Origin of the sequence: Streptomyces sp. NBC_00988 (assembly GCF_045162645.1) — a bacterium.
Lineage (GTDB): Bacteria > Actinomycetota > Actinomycetes > Streptomycetales > Streptomycetaceae > Streptomyces.
The window spans coordinates 11,047,728-11,061,629 of record NZ_CP108730.1 but is presented as its reverse complement, the minus strand read 5'-3'; the positions used below and the strand labels follow the sequence as shown (position 1 = coordinate 11,061,629).

Below are 13,902 nucleotides of genomic sequence, written 5' to 3'. Positions count from 1 at the left end.
GGCTCCTCTGGCCCGGGGTGTGTGGGACCAGAGTTGCCACTGTGCGGCGATGTATGAAGGCGTTCGGACTCCGCGTCAGATTCTCGTAAGGTCCTTCCACAGCTCTCCCGCCTGGGCGACCAGCACGACGTTCTCCGGCCTGCCGAGGCTGCCGATGTCGCACAAGGGGTCTTGGTCGACCGCCACGAAGTCCGCGGTCTTCCCCGCCTCCAAGGAGCCCAGTCGGTCGTCGACGCCGAGGAGTCGGGCCGCGCTGAGCGTGCCTGCGGTGATCGCGGCCAACGGGTCCATGCCGAGTTCCACCAGGTGCGACAACTCGCTCAGATTTCGGCCGTGTTCGACGACACCGGCGTCGGTGCCGAGCGCGATCGGGACGCCGCGGGCGATGGCGTGCGCGATGTTCTCCTTGGTGATGCCGGCCCAGCGGCTCTTCTTGCGGAAGTGGTAGTCGGCCATGACCGCCTGGTCGAGCGGGGCGAAGACCGTGGCGAGGGTGGGGACGAGGACGGCGCCCGACTCCAGTGCCAGATCGCACAGTTCGTCGGTCATGCCGTAGCCATGCTCGATGCTGGTGACACCGGCCCGGAGGGCGTTGCGGATGCCCGCGGTGCCCTGGGCGTGCGCGGCGACCGTCTTGCCGCGATGCCGTCGGGCCTCGTCGACAACTGCCTTCAACTCGTCGAGAGTCAGCCCCTCGTCGTCGGGGTCGTCGTGCGGGCTGCCCATGCCGCCGGTGGCGCAGACCTTGATGAGGTCCGCGCCGTCGCGCAGCATGCGCCGGGCCGCGATCCGTACCTCGTCGGGGGTGTCGGCGATCGCGGTCAGATGCGGGGCGGCGTTCACTCCGCCGGGCAGTGAGCAGTCGGCGTGTCCGCCGGTGTGGCCGATGACCTTGACGGCGGTCTGGAGCCGGGGGCCTTCGACGAGGCCGCGTTCGACGGCGGTGCGATAGCCGGCGGGCAGACCGCCGAGGTCGCGCAGCGTCGTGACACCGGCGTCGAGGGTTGTGCGAAGTCGCCGCGCGATCTCGAAGGTCTCCACGGTCGGGTCGGCGGTCAGTCCTGCGGTGAGCCCTCGGCCCGGGGTCATGCACAGGTGCGTATGGCAGTCGAAGAAGCCGGGGAGCAGGGTGCGTCCGCGCAGGTCCACTGTCACCGCCGTCGGGGTCGGGGGTGCGGTGGCCGCCGGTCCCGCATAGGCGATGAGACCGGCGTCGTCCACGACGAGGACCGCGTCCGGTACGGGCGCGGCTCCGGTGCCGTCGATCAGAGTCGCGTGCTGGTAACGGGTGTTCATGGCATCTCCGTGAGGAAGCGGTGTTCGCCGGAGCCGACTTCGGGGCGCTCCGCCATGCCCGGCAGGTCGATCAGCGCGGTGGTGCCGGGCGGGACCGTGACCGTCACGCGCAGCACTCCGTCGGTGCGGGTCCAGGACACGGCGGCGCGGCCGTACGGCGTTTCGTGTGTGGCGGAGGCGTGGGTGAGTCCGCCGCCGGGGCGGGGTCGGACGAGTAGGCGGCGGTAGCCGGGAGCAGCCGGTGCCAGCCCGGCGACGGTGCGGTGCAGCCAGTCGGCGACGGCGCCGAGGGCGTAGTGGTTGAAGGAGGTCATCTCGCCGGGGTTGACCGTGCCGTCCGGCAGCATGCTGTCCCAGCGTTCCCAGACGGTGGTCGCGCCCATGGTGACCGGGTAGAGCCACGACGGGCACGTCTTCGTCAGCAGCAGTCGGTACGCCGTGTCGTACTCCCCCGCGTCGCACAGCGCGTCACAGATCAGCGGCGTGCCGACGAAGCCGGTGCCGATGTGGAAGTCGCCCTCGCGGACGAGTTCGGCGAGCCTGCGTCCCGCCTGGGCCCGATGGGCGTCGGCGAGCAGGCCGAAGCGCAGGGCGAGGGCGTACGCGGTCTGGGCGTCGTTCGTCAGGAGGCCGTCCGGGGTGACGTACTCGTCGCGGAAGGCGGCCCGTACCGTCTCGGCCAGCTTCGTGTAGTGCGCGAAGTCGTCCTCCCTGCCCAGGAGTTGGGCGGTACGGCCGAGCAGGGAGGCGGAGTGGGCGTAATAGGCGTTGGCGACCAGTTGCTTGTCGGTCCGGGCGTCGCCGGGGCGGTCCGGCGGGGCGGTGGGGTCGAGCCAGTCGCCGAGCTGACGGTCGGTGTTCCACAGGTGCCGGTCACCGGCCACGGCGGTGATGCCGTCGACCCAGGCCTTCATGCTGTCGTACTGGGCGGCGAGGATGCCGAGGTCGCCGTAGCGCTCGTACATCACCCAGGGCACGATGACCGCCGCGTCGCCCCAGGCGGCGGCGCGCAGTTCGGGGAAGCGGTCGGGGAAGAAGGGCACGTACATCGGGACCCGGCCGTCCGGGTACTGCTGGGCGGCGAGGTCGGTCAGCCAGGAGCGCAGGAGGCCGGAGCAGTCGTAGAGGAAGGTCGCGGTGGGGGCGAAGATCTGTACGTCGCCTGTCCAGCCGAGGCGTTCGTCGCGCTGTGGGCAGTCGGTGGGGATGTCGACGAAGTTGCCGCGCATGCCCCACACCACGTTCTCGTGCAGGCGGTTGAGCAGCGGGTCGGAGCAGGTGAACCAGCCGGTGCGGCGCATGTCGGTGTGCAGGACGACGGCGTGGATGTCGCCTTCGCCCAACTCCCCCGGCCAGCCGGTGACTTCGGCGTAGCGGAAGCCGTGGAAGGTGAAGCGCGGCTCCCACTCCTCGCCGCCCGCATCGCCCCGCAGGGTGTACGTGTCCGTGGCGCGGGCCTCGCGCAGTGGGCGCACGGCGAGTTCGCCGTCCTCCAGCACTTCGGCGTGGCGCAGGGTGACGGTGTGTCCGGCCTCGCCGGTGACCCGGATACGGAGACGGCCGACGAGGTTCTGGCCGAAGTCGAGGATCGTGCGGCCGGACGGTGAGGTGAGGACGTCGACGGGAGCCAGTGTTTCGGTACGGCGTACGGGCGGGCCGTCCGGGGCGACGAGCGGCGTCAGGACGGAGGGCAGGACCTCGACCGGACTCCAGTCAGCGGGCACGAGCCGTGCGTCGTACTCCTCGCCCTCGTAGATCCCGGAGGTGAGGATCGGGCCGTGCGCGGCCTGCCATTCCGAGTCGCTGCCGAAGGTCTCGGTGGTGCCGTCGGTGTAGCGGACCTCGATCTGGACGAGGGCGGCCAGCCGGTCTCCGTAGATGTTGCGGCGTCCGCCGCCGAAGCCGATCCGGCCGCGGAACCAGCCGTCGGCCAGCAGCACGCCGATCGTGTTGGTCCCCGTGTGCAGCGCCTCGGTGATGTCGTACGTCTGGTGGCGCAGCCGCTCGGTGTAGTGGGTCCAGCCGGGGGCCAGGACGTGGTCGCCGACGCGTACGCCGTTGATCTCGGCCTCGTACAGGCCGTGGCTCGTGGCGTAGAGGCGGGCGGACGCCACGGGTGCGCGCAGCCGGAAGGCGGTGCGCAGGACGGGGGGCGGGACCTGTCGGTCGGTGGCCTCGGGCCAGGCCGGGGACACGAAGTGGGCCTGCCAGTCGGCCGGTTGGAGCAGCCCGGCCTCGACGGTCAGCGGCGCGGACCACGGGCTCGCGCCCGCGCCTTTCGGACCCCATACCCTTACGGACACGCCGACTTGCTGCCGCGAGTGCAGGGGGTCACCGGGCCAGGGCACCAGGACCGAGTCCGCGGACAGGCGACGGGCGGTGTACAACTCCCGTTCACCGTCCGTGAGTCGGATCTCGTACGCCGCCTGGGTCCAGCCCGGACGGGTGGTGACGGTCTGCCAGGTCAGCCGGGGGCGGGGCTCGCCGATGCCGAGCGGTTCCGTGTGGTGCTCGGCCCGTAGTCCGGTCACGTGGATGTCCTGGTCAGGCATGATCCTCCTCCGGGATGAGAGGGAGGGTGAAGCGGAAGACCGCTCCCTGCGGCTGGTTCCCGGCCGCGTGGATATGGCCGCCGTGCCGGGTGATGATGCGGTGGCTCAGGGCCAGGCCGATGCCGCTGCCGTTCTCCTTCGCGGTGAAGACGCCGTCGAAGATCCGGTCGCCGGGAAGGTCGGCCGGCAGGCCCCGGCCGTGGTCACGGACGGCGAGTTCGGCGTTTCCGTCCGCCGTACGCCGCGTGGTGAGTTCGACCTTGCGCTCCCCCGGCGGCCAACTCGCCATCTCCTCAAGGGCGTTGAAGGCGAGGTTCATGACGACCTGCCCGATGAGGACGTTCTCGCAGCGCACCGGGAGGGGCGCGTCAGCGAGGTCGAACTCGACGTCCACGGCGTGCTGTTGAGCCCTGACGTCGATGAAGTACGCGCAGTCCTCGACGATCGAGTTGAGGTCGGTCAGCTGCTCGGACTGCTCCAGGCGGCCCACGTACTGCCGCAGGCTGCCCAGGATCCGGCGGGCCCGCTCGATCTGCCGTACGGCGTTGTCCAGCCCCCAGGCGACGGACTCGTCACCGGCGGCGAGCCGGCCGCGGGCTCCCTCCACGAAGTTGTAGGCGGCGGCGAGCGGTTGGCTCACCTCGTGCGCGATCGCCATCGCCATGTCGCCCATGGCGTTGTAGCGGGCGAGGTGGTTCAAGTGCTGGGTGTCCCGGCGGTGTTCCTCCTCCGCACGCACCCGGTCGGTGATGTCGTAGAAGAGCACGAGCCGGCCGCGCAGATCGCTCTCGATGTCGATGTGCTGGCAGGTGGCCGCGTACCAGCGGGCCTCGCCGCCGGGGGCACCGAGGCGGTAGCGGCCCTCGCGCTCGGGGACGGCGCCGTCGCGACAGTAGTCCCCGAAGTCGGCGCCGTGCAGGGCCGGTTGGCCGACGCCGAGCAGCTTGGCGGCGGACTCGCTCGCGAAGACCACACCGCCGTCGTCGTCGAGGACGACGATGCCTTCGGCCAGGTTGCCGAGGAAGGTGCGCAGTCGGCCCTCGGTCCGGAACAGATCGCGGCGGACGGCCTTCTCCTCAGCGATGTCACGGAACTGGACCATCACGACGGGCCGCGACGGCAGGTCCACACGGATCGCGATGGCCTCGGTCAGGATCTCCTCGCCGCTCTTGGAGCGGTAGCACCACTCGGTGGCGCTGACCCCGTCCGCGACCGCCTGCCCGAGCCAGCGGTGCCCCAACTCCCGGCTGTACTGGCGGGCGTTCTTGCTCATGTCGGGGGCCTTGAGCGGCTTCAGTTCGTCGACGGTCCACTCCAGCAGCTCACACGCCGCCTGGTTCGCCCACAGAATGTCGTACGTCCTCGCGTCGTGGAGCAGCACGCAGTACTTCAACGCCTGGGTCAGGGCCCGGAAGTCGGCCGGTTCGAGATCGTTCATACGGCCTTGCCCTCGCTCTCATCGGGCGGCCGGGAGCCGCAGTCCCAGCCGGAGTACGTCACGGACCAGCGTCGCGATGCTCTCCGCGCCGGTCTTCTCCCGGATCCGGGTGCGGTGTACGTCGACGGTCTTCGTGCTGATGCCGAGCCGCCCGGCGATCTGTTTGCTGGGCACGCTGTCCACCACCAGGTGCAGCACCTCGCGTTCACGGGGAGTCAGGCTCTCCAACTGCCGTAGCAGATCGCGCCGTTGGGCCAGCTCGTCGAAGCGTTCCCGCGCCGTCCGCTGGGCCGCCTGCACGACGTCCAGCATGTGCTGCGGGTCGTACGGCTTCTCCAGGAAGTCGACGGCCCCGTTCTGGAGAGCGCGTACCGACATCCGGATGTCGCCGTGCGCCGAGACGAAGACGACGGGGAGTGCAGCCCCCGCCTCGTTCAGCATCTCCTGGACGCCGAATCCGCTGATCTCCGGCATCCGCACGTCGAGGACCAGGCAGGCGGGGCGGTCCCGGTCGTAGGAGCGCAGGAAGTCCCGGGCGTCGGAGAAGCACTGCGAGCGGATGCCTACCGACTCCAGGAGCCAGGCCAGCGAGGTGCACAACTCCTCGTCGTCGTCCAGGATGTAGACGAGGCACATCTCAATCGCCCCAGGCGGCCTGGGCGATCCAGTACTCGCTGCCGTCGGCACTGACGCCGCGCTTCCACTCGCTGGTGCGGCGCAGGGCGGGTTCGACCCGCGCGGTCGCCTCGTCGGCACCGTCGGGACCGTCCTGATCGACCTGCCAGTGCACCCAGTTGACCTCCTGGCCGGCGCTGTCGTGCACGAACAGGTCGACATGATGCCAGCCGTACTGGTGGGTGTCGGCGTAGCAGGTCAGGAACATCGTCCGGCCGTGGGTGTGCGCGCTCATCACTCTCCCGTCAACGGTGCGCTGAACAGCCGTTCCGTGCGGAAGGCCGAGATGCGGGTCCGGTCCGGACCGATCCGGAAGGTCACGTCGAGCTTGGCGACCATGACCTCGGCGGCGCCCGACTCGTAGCGTGAGAGCTGCTGCATCTTCCAACTCCCCCGGGCGGTAACGCCCTTGACGTAGACCACGCCAGGAAAGAGCAGGTGCACGTTCGTACGGAAGTGAGGGGCGGGCGGCAGGTAGGCCGACAACATCTCGACGATCGCCTCGCGGCCCACGGTGCGGCCGAACTTCTCGGCGTACTCGCTGCCGCCGCCCTCCCAGACCGCGTCCTCGGTGAAAAGGTCCCCCAACTCACCTTCCGTACGCACCGGAACGTCGCAGAGGGCGAGGTAGCGGGTCAGGGTGTCCACGACCAGCCTCTCGCTCGACTCGTCGCTCATGACGCGTCCCTCTCCCGCGCCAACCGCAGCCGCTCCGCCCGGCGTTGGGCCTGCCGCTGGGGATCGGGCACGGGCGCGGCGAGCAACAGCCGTTTCGTATAGGGGTGTTCGGGGTGTTCGGTGACCTGGGCGGCGTGGCCCGTCTCCACGATGTCGCCGCGGTAGAGCACGGCCACCCGGTGGCTGATGTGCCGTACGACGGAGAGGTCGTGCGTGACGAACAGATACGCCACCCCCGTGGCCTCCTGGATCTCGATGAAGAGGTCGAGCACCCGTGCCTGGGTGGACAGGTCCAGGGCGCTGACCGGTTCGTCGCACACGATCAGTTTGGGGTCCCGGCACAGGGCGCGTGCGATGGCGATGCGTTGCCGCTGGCCGCCGGAGAACTCGCGCGGCAGTCGCTGCGCCGCGTCGTGCGGGAGATACACCTGGTCGAGCAGGGTCTGGACGCGGCGTTCCGCGTCGGTGCGCGAGACGCCGGTCACGAGCATCGGTTCGGTGAGGATGTCCATGACGGTCATGGCCGGGTTCAGCGAGGTGAACGGGTCCTGGAAGACGACCTGGACGTCCTTGCTCAGCGCCCGCCGCTCCCGTTTGCCGAGCCCCGAGACCGGCTTTCCGGCGTAGCGGATCGAGCCGCCGGTGACGGGGGCGAGGCCGAGGACCGCCCGGCCCAGGGTCGTCTTGCCGGAGCCGGACTCGCCGACCAGGCCGAGTGTCTCGCCGGGTGCGATCGACAGGGACACTCCGTGCAGGACGCGGAAGGGCTTCGCGCGGCGGCCCTTGCCGGGGTACTCCACGACGACGTCTTCGAGTTCGAGCAACGGGGTCGGGGCCGCGGGGCCGGCGGTCATGACGTCACCTCCTTCAAGGGGGCGCTCAGGGCGGCGCGCGCCGGGCCGCCTTCGAGGGTGGAATCGAGGAGCATCCGCGTGTACGCGTGCTCGGGCGACGCGAAGATCTTCTCGACAGAGGCCGTCTCGACGATGCGTCCGGTCTGCATGACGGCGACCCGGTCGCAGATGTCGGCGACGACGCCGAAGTCGTGGGTCACGAGGATCATGCCCATCTCGCGTTCCTGCTGGAGGGAGCGCATGAGGTCGAGCACCTCGGCCTGGACGGTGACGTCGAGTGCGGTGGTCGGCTCGTCGGCGATCAGCAGCTGTGGATCGCACGACACGGCACCCGCGATCAGTACGCGCTGGGCCATGCCGCCCGAGACCTGGTGCGGGTACGACCTGAACACCCGCTCCGGGTCCGGGATGCCGACACGCGCCAGCAACTCCAGCGCCCTGGTGCGGGCTTCGCCCTTGGAGATCTCCAGATGCTTGCGCATGGGTTCGACGAGCTGGGAGCCGATACGGAAGCAGGGGTCGAGGTTGGACATGGGTTCCTGCGGTACGTATCCGATCCCCCGGCCGCGCAGGGCGTTGAGCGCGGTCTGGCTCACACCGAGCAACTCCTTGCCGGCGAAGGACATCTGATCCGCCGTCACCTCGGCCTCGTTCGGCAGCAGTCCGAGCACGGCGAACGCCGTCTGGCTCTTGCCGGAGCCGGACTCGCCCACCAGGCCGAGGACTTCACCGCGCTCCACGGTCAGGCTGACTCCGTCGACGACGATCTTGTCGCCGTCGGAGCCGCCGGAACGGCCGGAACGTCCGGGCTTCGGGTAGGTGATGCGGAGGTCCTCCACGGTGAGCAGGCGATCGGACGGCGACGGCCCCCCGGCAGCGGTCTTCCTGGGCGCCGGCCGACGGCGGCGGACGACCCGGGTCTCGGTCGTCCCCAGTGCGTCGCGCACCGCGTTGCCGAGCAGGCTGGCCGCCAGGATGGTCACCCCCATCGCGAGGCCCGGCCACACCAGCAGCGTCGGTTTGGTGTAGACGTTGGTGAAGCCGTCGTTGAGCATCGCGCCCCAGCTGGCCTGGGACGCCTTTCCCAGACCGAGGAAGGACAGCCCGGCCTGGATGCCGATCGCCACGGCGAACAGCTGCGTCGCCTGGATGACCGAGGGCGCGATGACCACCGGCAGGATGTGCCGCCGCATGATGCGGGGGTCGCCGAGGCCGGAGACCCGCGCGGCGTCGACGTACAGCTCCTCGCGCACCGAGACCACCGAGGCGCGGATCAGGCGGAAGACCATCGGCGCCATGATGACGCCCAGGACGATCATCGCGACGTTGAGGTCCTGGGAGACGGCCGCCATCACCACCAGCATCACGATGATCGCGGGCACGGCCATGATCACGTTGATGATCCAGCCGGCGGCCGCGTCGAACCAGCCCCGGTAGAAGCCGCTGACCAGGCCGAGCGGTCCGCCGACCAGGAAGGCGACCAGGGCCGCGAGCGTGCCGCCGAGCAGGCTGGTCCGGCCGCCGTAGAGGAGCCGTGACAGCACGTCCCGGCCGACGCCGTCGCCGCCGAGCGGGTGGGCGCCCGACACGGGTGCGAGGGTGTCCGACAGGACGCTGTGGTCCGGTGCGTAGTCGGTGAGCAGGGGGGCGGCCAGGCTCGCGAGGATCACCAGGGCCAGGATCACGAGGCAGGCGACGGCCACCGGGTCGCGCAGGGTCCGGCGCAGGAGGCGGTCCCGTTTGGGGATCGCGGCGGTCTCCGGGACGGTCATGAGACACGCACCTTCGGGTTGAGCCAGCCGTACGCGATGTCCAGCAGCAGGTTGACGGCGACGACGACGGTGACGGTCACCACGACCGTGCCGAGCAGGACGGGCGCGTCTCCCCGGACGGCCGCCGAGTTGGCGAGCGTGCCGATGCCCGGCAGCCCGAACACCTTCTCCACGACGACCGCGCCGCCGATCAGGCCGATGAACTGGAGGGCGAGCACGGTCAGGGCGGGTGGCGCGGCGTTCCGCAGGGCGTGCCGGTACACGACGCTGCGTGTGGTGAGGCCCCGGCTGCGCAGGGTGCGGACGAAGTCGGCCCGCAGGACGTCGATCAGCGCCCCCCGCACCTGCATCGCGGTGGCCGCGGTGGCCGCGACCGCCAGTGCCACGGCGGGCAGGATGACCGATTGGAACCATCCCGAGGGGGACGTGCCGAGGGCGACATATCCCGTGGCCGGCAGCAGTCCGAGCTGGACCGCCATGACGACCGCGAGGACCAGGGCGATCAGGAAGCTGGGGATCGCGGTGCCGAGGACCGCGGCGAACTGCACGACGCGGTCCACCCAGCCGCCGCGCAGCGCTGCCACGGTCCCCAGCAGGATGCTGAGGACCAGGGCGATCAGCATGCCGACGAGCACGATGGAGAGGGTGATCGGAAGGGTGTTCACCAGGGACTGGTTCACCGAGTCGCCGGTGTACCAGGACTGGCCCAGATCGCCGTGCACGGCCGCGTCGATCCAGTGCCCGTACCGGACCACCAGGGGTTCGTCGAGGCCGAGTTCATGGGCCTTGGCGGACACCTGGGCCGGCGAGGCTGTCTCGCCGAGGATGTTGCGGGCCACGTCGCTGCCGGTCAGGCTGAGCAGCAGGAACGTCGCGGTGGCCACCACGACCACCAGGACGACACCGGCGGCGATGCGCCGGAACAAGAAGACAAGCACGGTCAGTTCCTCCTTCCGCGGGTCGCAGCGGCCTCGCCGCTACTTCGTCGGCGCGAAGTTGTAGATCGGCGGGAAGTTGATACCGGGCTGCGGTGTCACCTTCACGTCCTTGGCGGTGCCGTAGGCGTTCACCGTGGGGGTCCACGGGGCGTCCCACGCCTGGTTCACGACGTAGGTGTTGAGCTTCTTGAGCAGTGCGGTGCGCTCGGTCCCGGACGCCTTCGAGATCTGGGTGATCAGGGCGTCGGCCTTGGGGTCGTCGTACTTGAGGGGGTTCCAGGTGGCGTTCTTGGTCAGCTCCAGCTGGACCTTGTCCCACGAGGTGGGGGCGCCCAGCTTGAAGTAGGTCAGGGCGTACTTGCCGGAGAGCATGCTGCTGAAGATCTGGTCGCTCGGCAGGTTGTCCAGCTTCACCTTGATCCCGATGTTCTTGAGGGACTGGGTGAGGGCCTCCTGCTCCTGCGGGAAGAGGGCGGACAGGTCCGGCAGCGTGACCGAGAAACCGTTCGGGTAGCCGGCCTCGGCGAGGAGCTTCTTGGCCTTCGCCGGGTCGTAGGAGTACGTCGAGTTCAGCGAGGCGTCGTAGCCCTCCTCCCACGGGGCGAACAGCTGCGTGGTGGGCTCGCCGAGTCCGGTCTTGGCCGTCTTGATGATGGCCTGCTTGTCGAAGGCGTAGTTGAGCGCCTGCCGGACCTTGAGCTTGCCGAGCGCGGGGACGATCTTGCCGGCCCGGTCCCAGATGAACAGGCCCTCGATGTCGCCGGGTTGATAGGTGATGACGTTCAGGCCGCGACCCTTGACGGTCTTGACCTTGCTGAGGCTGAGCGAGGCACCGTCGAGCTGGCCCGTGAGCAGGGCGTTGGTGCGTGCCGTCGGGTCGGCCAGGTACTTGATGACGATCTTGTCGAACGGGAATGCCTTCGCGTTCCAGTAGCCCGAGGTGCGCGTGTAGGTGTACGTCTGCCCGGCCGTCGTCGCGGAGGTGTCCAGCTGGTACGGGCCGGAGCCGACAGGAGTCTTCGGGTTGTCGAGCGACTTGGGGCTGGCGATCATGCCGGAGACCTGGCCCAGGGCGGGGAGCAGGGCGGCGGTGGGGTGGGTCAGCTTGATGACGACGGTCCGGGCATCCGTGGCGTCCACGCTCGCGATGTCCTGGATCTCGCCGGCGGCCGTGCCCGTACCGCTCTTGGTGTGCAGGAGGTTCTGCTTGACGGCCTGCGCGTCGACGGCCGTGCCGTCGGTGAACTTCACACCGCTGCGCAGCTTCAGCGTCAGGGTGGTCTCGGCCTTGTCGTACGACCACGAGGTGGCCAGGTTCGGCGTGGGCTCGTTCTTCGAGTTCAGCCGGACCAGCGTGTCGTAGACCGGCTGGTAGTACTGGGCCTCGGGGCCCATGCTGGCCTTCGCCAGGTCCCACGGCGTGGCCGTGACCGACTCGGAGATGGTCAGTGTCTTGTCGGCGGCACCGGTCGAGGCGGTGCCGCCGCAGGCGGCGGTTGTGACGGTCAGGAATCCGGCGCCGATGAACGCCGCTGTCTTGCGCATGATCTCTCCATCTGTTCCATTACCACTGTCTCCTCGGCTCCCCGTGGTCGTCCCGCTCCCCGGGTGTGAACAACCAGTCATTCGACGTTCCGAGCCGGTGGATCACTGCACGTATTTGGCGGCCCACTCCCCGCACTTGCGGACGCTCTCCTCCGGCGTCGGCCGGGCCCCGCGGTCCACCTCGATGATCAGCCAGCCGTCGAAGCCGTCCGGGAGCGCGTCGACGAAGCCTTCGATGTCGGCGTTTCCCTGGCCGGGTTCCGACCACAGGCCCGCCTTCACCGTCCTGCGGTAGTCCCATCCCGCCTCCCTCGCCTGTGCGGCAAGGTTGAGGTCCAGGTCCTTGATGTGGACGCTCGCCACGCGGTCGGCGTAGTCGCGGACGAGCTGCGCGGCGTCGGCGCCCGCCCAGGCCAGGTGGCCCATGTCGGGACCGAACCCGAGGACGGAGGCGTCGACGGTGTCGAGGACGAAGCGGGTCTCCTCCTCCGTCTCGGCCCAGGTGCCCACGTGCGGGTGGAAGGCGGGCGTGATGCCCTCGGCGCGGATGATCCCGGCCGTCTCCGCCAGCAGGTCCCGTACGCGTTCCAGCCGGTCCCGGTCGGCGTCCTGGCCGACCGCCGGGTGGGCCACGCGTACCGCGTCCTTGGCCATCCCCATGGCGAGGAACATCGTGGGCACGCCGAGCTCCGCGTGTTCTGCGGCGATCCGCGCGGCATTGTCCCGGTACTGCTGCCGCTCGGCCTCGTCCTCGGTGAGCCGTACGGGAACGTAGCCGGGCGCGGCGCTGAGTCCGTACCCGGCCAGCAGCGCGGCGTACGCCGAGGCCGTCATGTCGCCGGGGACGTCGCTGTGCACGGCGGTGATGCCGGCGTCGCGGATGACTTCGAGCCGGTTCTCCAGCGACGGCGCGAGGGTGGGGTCGATCCAGCCTTCGGCACTGGCCACCCATTGCAGGGGGTTGATGGCGAGGCGGTCCTGCCTGATCTTCATGTTCTCGGGTCCTTTCGGCGTGCGGTGGGTGGCTCGGGATCAGGGGGCGTAGCGGGGCGCGGGGCGCTCGCAGCTGCTTTCCAGCGCGACGACCCGGCTCTCCTGCTGCGAGATCTCGAAGCTCGCGAGGACTTCCAGGGTGTGGAAGGCGAACTGGGCGTTGGCGCGGTGCGGTTCGCCGGTGAGCGCGCCGACGAGGTCCTGTACTCCCAGGCCCCGGCGGTGCTGCTCGGGTGTGCCCACGGCGCCGAACAGTTCGGTCACCGGGGTGAGCACCTCCCAGTCGGTGTCCTGGTGGCGCTTGATCCGTACGTCGCCGTCGAAGAAGTTGGGGTTCGGCAGCGCGAGGGTGCCCTCCGTGCCGTAGATCTCGATCCGGGGCAGCTCGGTGTCCCAGACGTCGAAGCTCATCAGGACGGTGCCGATGGCTCCGGAGGTGAAGGTCAGCACCGCGGACGCGTGGGTGGGCACCTCGACGGTGATCTCGTCGACCACGCGGTCGGGGCTGGTGACCTTGCGGGTCCTGGCGCCGATGCGGGTGGCCGCGGAGAGCGAGCCGACCGGGCCGAGGCAGTTGATCAGGGCCGCCAGGTAGTAGGGGCCCATGTCGAACACGGGGCCGGCGCCCGGCTGGAAGAAGGAGCGCGGGTCGGGGTGCCAGGTCTCGGCGCGGCTGGAGCGTACGAAGGCGGTGGTGCCGACGACCTCACCGATCAGCCCGGTGTCGATGGCGTGCCGTGCGGTCTGTACGGCGCTGCCCAGGAAGGTGTCGGGCGCCGATCCCAGCAGGCGTCCGGTGCGCGCCGCGGCTTCGAGGATGCTCCGGCCCTCCTCGACGGTGACGGCGAGGGGCTTCTCCGCGTAGACGTGCTTTCCGGCTTCCAGCGCGGCGATGGTGGTCTTCGCGTGGAACTGCGGGGGCGTGATGTTGATGATGATCTCGACGCTGTCGTCGGCGAGGAGTGCGGTGTCGTCCCCCCATTCCGGGATGCCGAACTCGGCGGCGGCCTGCTTGGCGCGGGCCGGGTCGATGTCGGCGACGCGGACCACTTCCAGCTCCGGGAATTTACGCAGGCCTTCGACGTAACGGCCGAATATGTTGCCCGCGCCCAGAATCCCGATGCGGTGCCGCGTGTTCTCCTGAGCCATGAATCTCCTGCG

The 13,902-nt window shown here is 69.9% G+C and carries 12 protein-coding genes; all 12 read right to left on the bottom strand.

The window, feature by feature from the left end:
- Positions 1-75 precede the first annotated feature (75 nt).
- The 12 genes from OG496_RS49885 to OG496_RS49830 all read right to left on the bottom strand — a co-directional run bounded on the left by OG496_RS49885 (position 76) and on the right by OG496_RS49830 (position 13,890).
- Positions 76-1,296: an amidohydrolase family protein gene (locus OG496_RS49885; RefSeq protein WP_405975654.1), complete on the bottom strand. Its 1,221-nt coding sequence runs from the start codon at positions 1,294-1,296 to the stop codon at positions 76-78.
- Complete coding sequence (locus OG496_RS49880) at positions 1,293-3,848, bottom strand: glycoside hydrolase family 78 protein (RefSeq protein ID WP_405975653.1); 2,556 nt, start codon at positions 3,846-3,848, stop codon at positions 1,293-1,295. The genes OG496_RS49885 and OG496_RS49880 overlap by 4 nt, the downstream gene beginning before the upstream one ends.
- A complete protein-coding gene (locus OG496_RS49875; protein ID WP_405975652.1) occupies positions 3,841-5,286 on the bottom strand; it encodes an ATP-binding protein in 1,446 nt (481 codons plus the stop codon). Before OG496_RS49875 ends, OG496_RS49880 begins: the two co-directional genes overlap by 8 nt.
- Before the next feature lie 18 nt (positions 5,287-5,304).
- Complete coding sequence (locus OG496_RS49870) at positions 5,305-5,922, bottom strand: response regulator transcription factor (RefSeq protein ID WP_019063425.1); 618 nt, start codon at positions 5,920-5,922, stop codon at positions 5,305-5,307.
- Position 5,923: 1 nt separating this feature from the next.
- Positions 5,924-6,196 (bottom strand): hypothetical protein, encoded by a 273-nt coding sequence (locus tag OG496_RS49865; RefSeq protein WP_405975651.1) that lies wholly within the window; start codon positions 6,194-6,196, stop codon positions 5,924-5,926.
- A complete protein-coding gene (locus tag OG496_RS49860) occupies positions 6,196-6,639 on the bottom strand; it encodes a nuclear transport factor 2 family protein (protein WP_405975650.1) in 444 nt (147 codons plus the stop codon). Before OG496_RS49860 ends, OG496_RS49865 begins: the two co-directional genes overlap by 1 nt.
- A complete protein-coding gene (locus OG496_RS49855; RefSeq protein WP_405975649.1) occupies positions 6,636-7,493 on the bottom strand; it encodes an ATP-binding cassette domain-containing protein in 858 nt (285 codons plus the stop codon). The genes OG496_RS49860 and OG496_RS49855 overlap by 4 nt, the downstream gene beginning before the upstream one ends.
- Positions 7,490-9,265: a dipeptide/oligopeptide/nickel ABC transporter permease/ATP-binding protein gene (locus OG496_RS49850; protein WP_405975648.1), complete on the bottom strand. Its 1,776-nt coding sequence runs from the start codon at positions 9,263-9,265 to the stop codon at positions 7,490-7,492. The genes OG496_RS49855 and OG496_RS49850 overlap by 4 nt, the downstream gene beginning before the upstream one ends.
- A complete protein-coding gene (locus OG496_RS49845; RefSeq protein ID WP_405975647.1) occupies positions 9,262-10,203 on the bottom strand; it encodes an ABC transporter permease in 942 nt (313 codons plus the stop codon). The genes OG496_RS49850 and OG496_RS49845 overlap by 4 nt, the downstream gene beginning before the upstream one ends.
- Before the next feature lie 39 nt (positions 10,204-10,242).
- On the bottom strand, positions 10,243-11,748 hold the full coding sequence (locus OG496_RS49840; RefSeq protein ID WP_405975646.1) for an ABC transporter substrate-binding protein: 1,506 nt from the start codon (positions 11,746-11,748) through the stop codon (positions 10,243-10,245).
- A gap of 102 nt (positions 11,749-11,850) precedes the next feature.
- A complete protein-coding gene (locus OG496_RS49835) occupies positions 11,851-12,741 on the bottom strand; it encodes a sugar phosphate isomerase/epimerase family protein (RefSeq protein WP_405975645.1) in 891 nt (296 codons plus the stop codon).
- 39 nt (positions 12,742-12,780) lie between these two features.
- Positions 12,781-13,890: a Gfo/Idh/MocA family protein gene (locus OG496_RS49830; protein ID WP_405975644.1), complete on the bottom strand. Its 1,110-nt coding sequence runs from the start codon at positions 13,888-13,890 to the stop codon at positions 12,781-12,783.
- Positions 13,891-13,902: the final 12 nt, after the last annotated feature.

What these genes read in the sequence shown, in the direction of transcription:
- OG496_RS49885 (WP_405975654.1), bottom strand. Translation starts at nt 1,296, where the DNA reads ATGAACACCCGTTACCAGCACGCGACTCTGATCGACGGCACCGGAGCC.
- OG496_RS49880 (WP_405975653.1), bottom strand. Translation starts at nt 3,848, where the DNA reads ATGCCTGACCAGGACATCCACGTGACCGGACTACGGGCCGAGCACCAC.
- OG496_RS49875 (WP_405975652.1), bottom strand. Translation starts at nt 5,286, where the DNA reads ATGAACGATCTCGAACCGGCCGACTTCCGGGCCCTGACCCAGGCGTTG.
- OG496_RS49870 (WP_019063425.1), bottom strand. Translation starts at nt 5,922, where the DNA reads ATGTGCCTCGTCTACATCCTGGACGACGACGAGGAGTTGTGCACCTCG.
- OG496_RS49865 (WP_405975651.1), bottom strand. Translation starts at nt 6,196, where the DNA reads ATGAGCGCGCACACCCACGGCCGGACGATGTTCCTGACCTGCTACGCC.
- OG496_RS49860 (WP_405975650.1), bottom strand. Translation starts at nt 6,639, where the DNA reads ATGAGCGACGAGTCGAGCGAGAGGCTGGTCGTGGACACCCTGACCCGC.
- OG496_RS49855 (WP_405975649.1), bottom strand. Translation starts at nt 7,493, where the DNA reads ATGACCGCCGGCCCCGCGGCCCCGACCCCGTTGCTCGAACTCGAAGAC.
- OG496_RS49850 (WP_405975648.1), bottom strand. Translation starts at nt 9,265, where the DNA reads ATGACCGTCCCGGAGACCGCCGCGATCCCCAAACGGGACCGCCTCCTG.
- OG496_RS49840 (WP_405975646.1), bottom strand. Translation starts at nt 11,748, where the DNA reads ATGCGCAAGACAGCGGCGTTCATCGGCGCCGGATTCCTGACCGTCACA.
- OG496_RS49835 (WP_405975645.1), bottom strand. Translation starts at nt 12,741, where the DNA reads ATGAAGATCAGGCAGGACCGCCTCGCCATCAACCCCCTGCAATGGGTG.
- OG496_RS49830 (WP_405975644.1), bottom strand. Translation starts at nt 13,890, where the DNA reads ATGGCTCAGGAGAACACGCGGCACCGCATCGGGATTCTGGGCGCGGGC.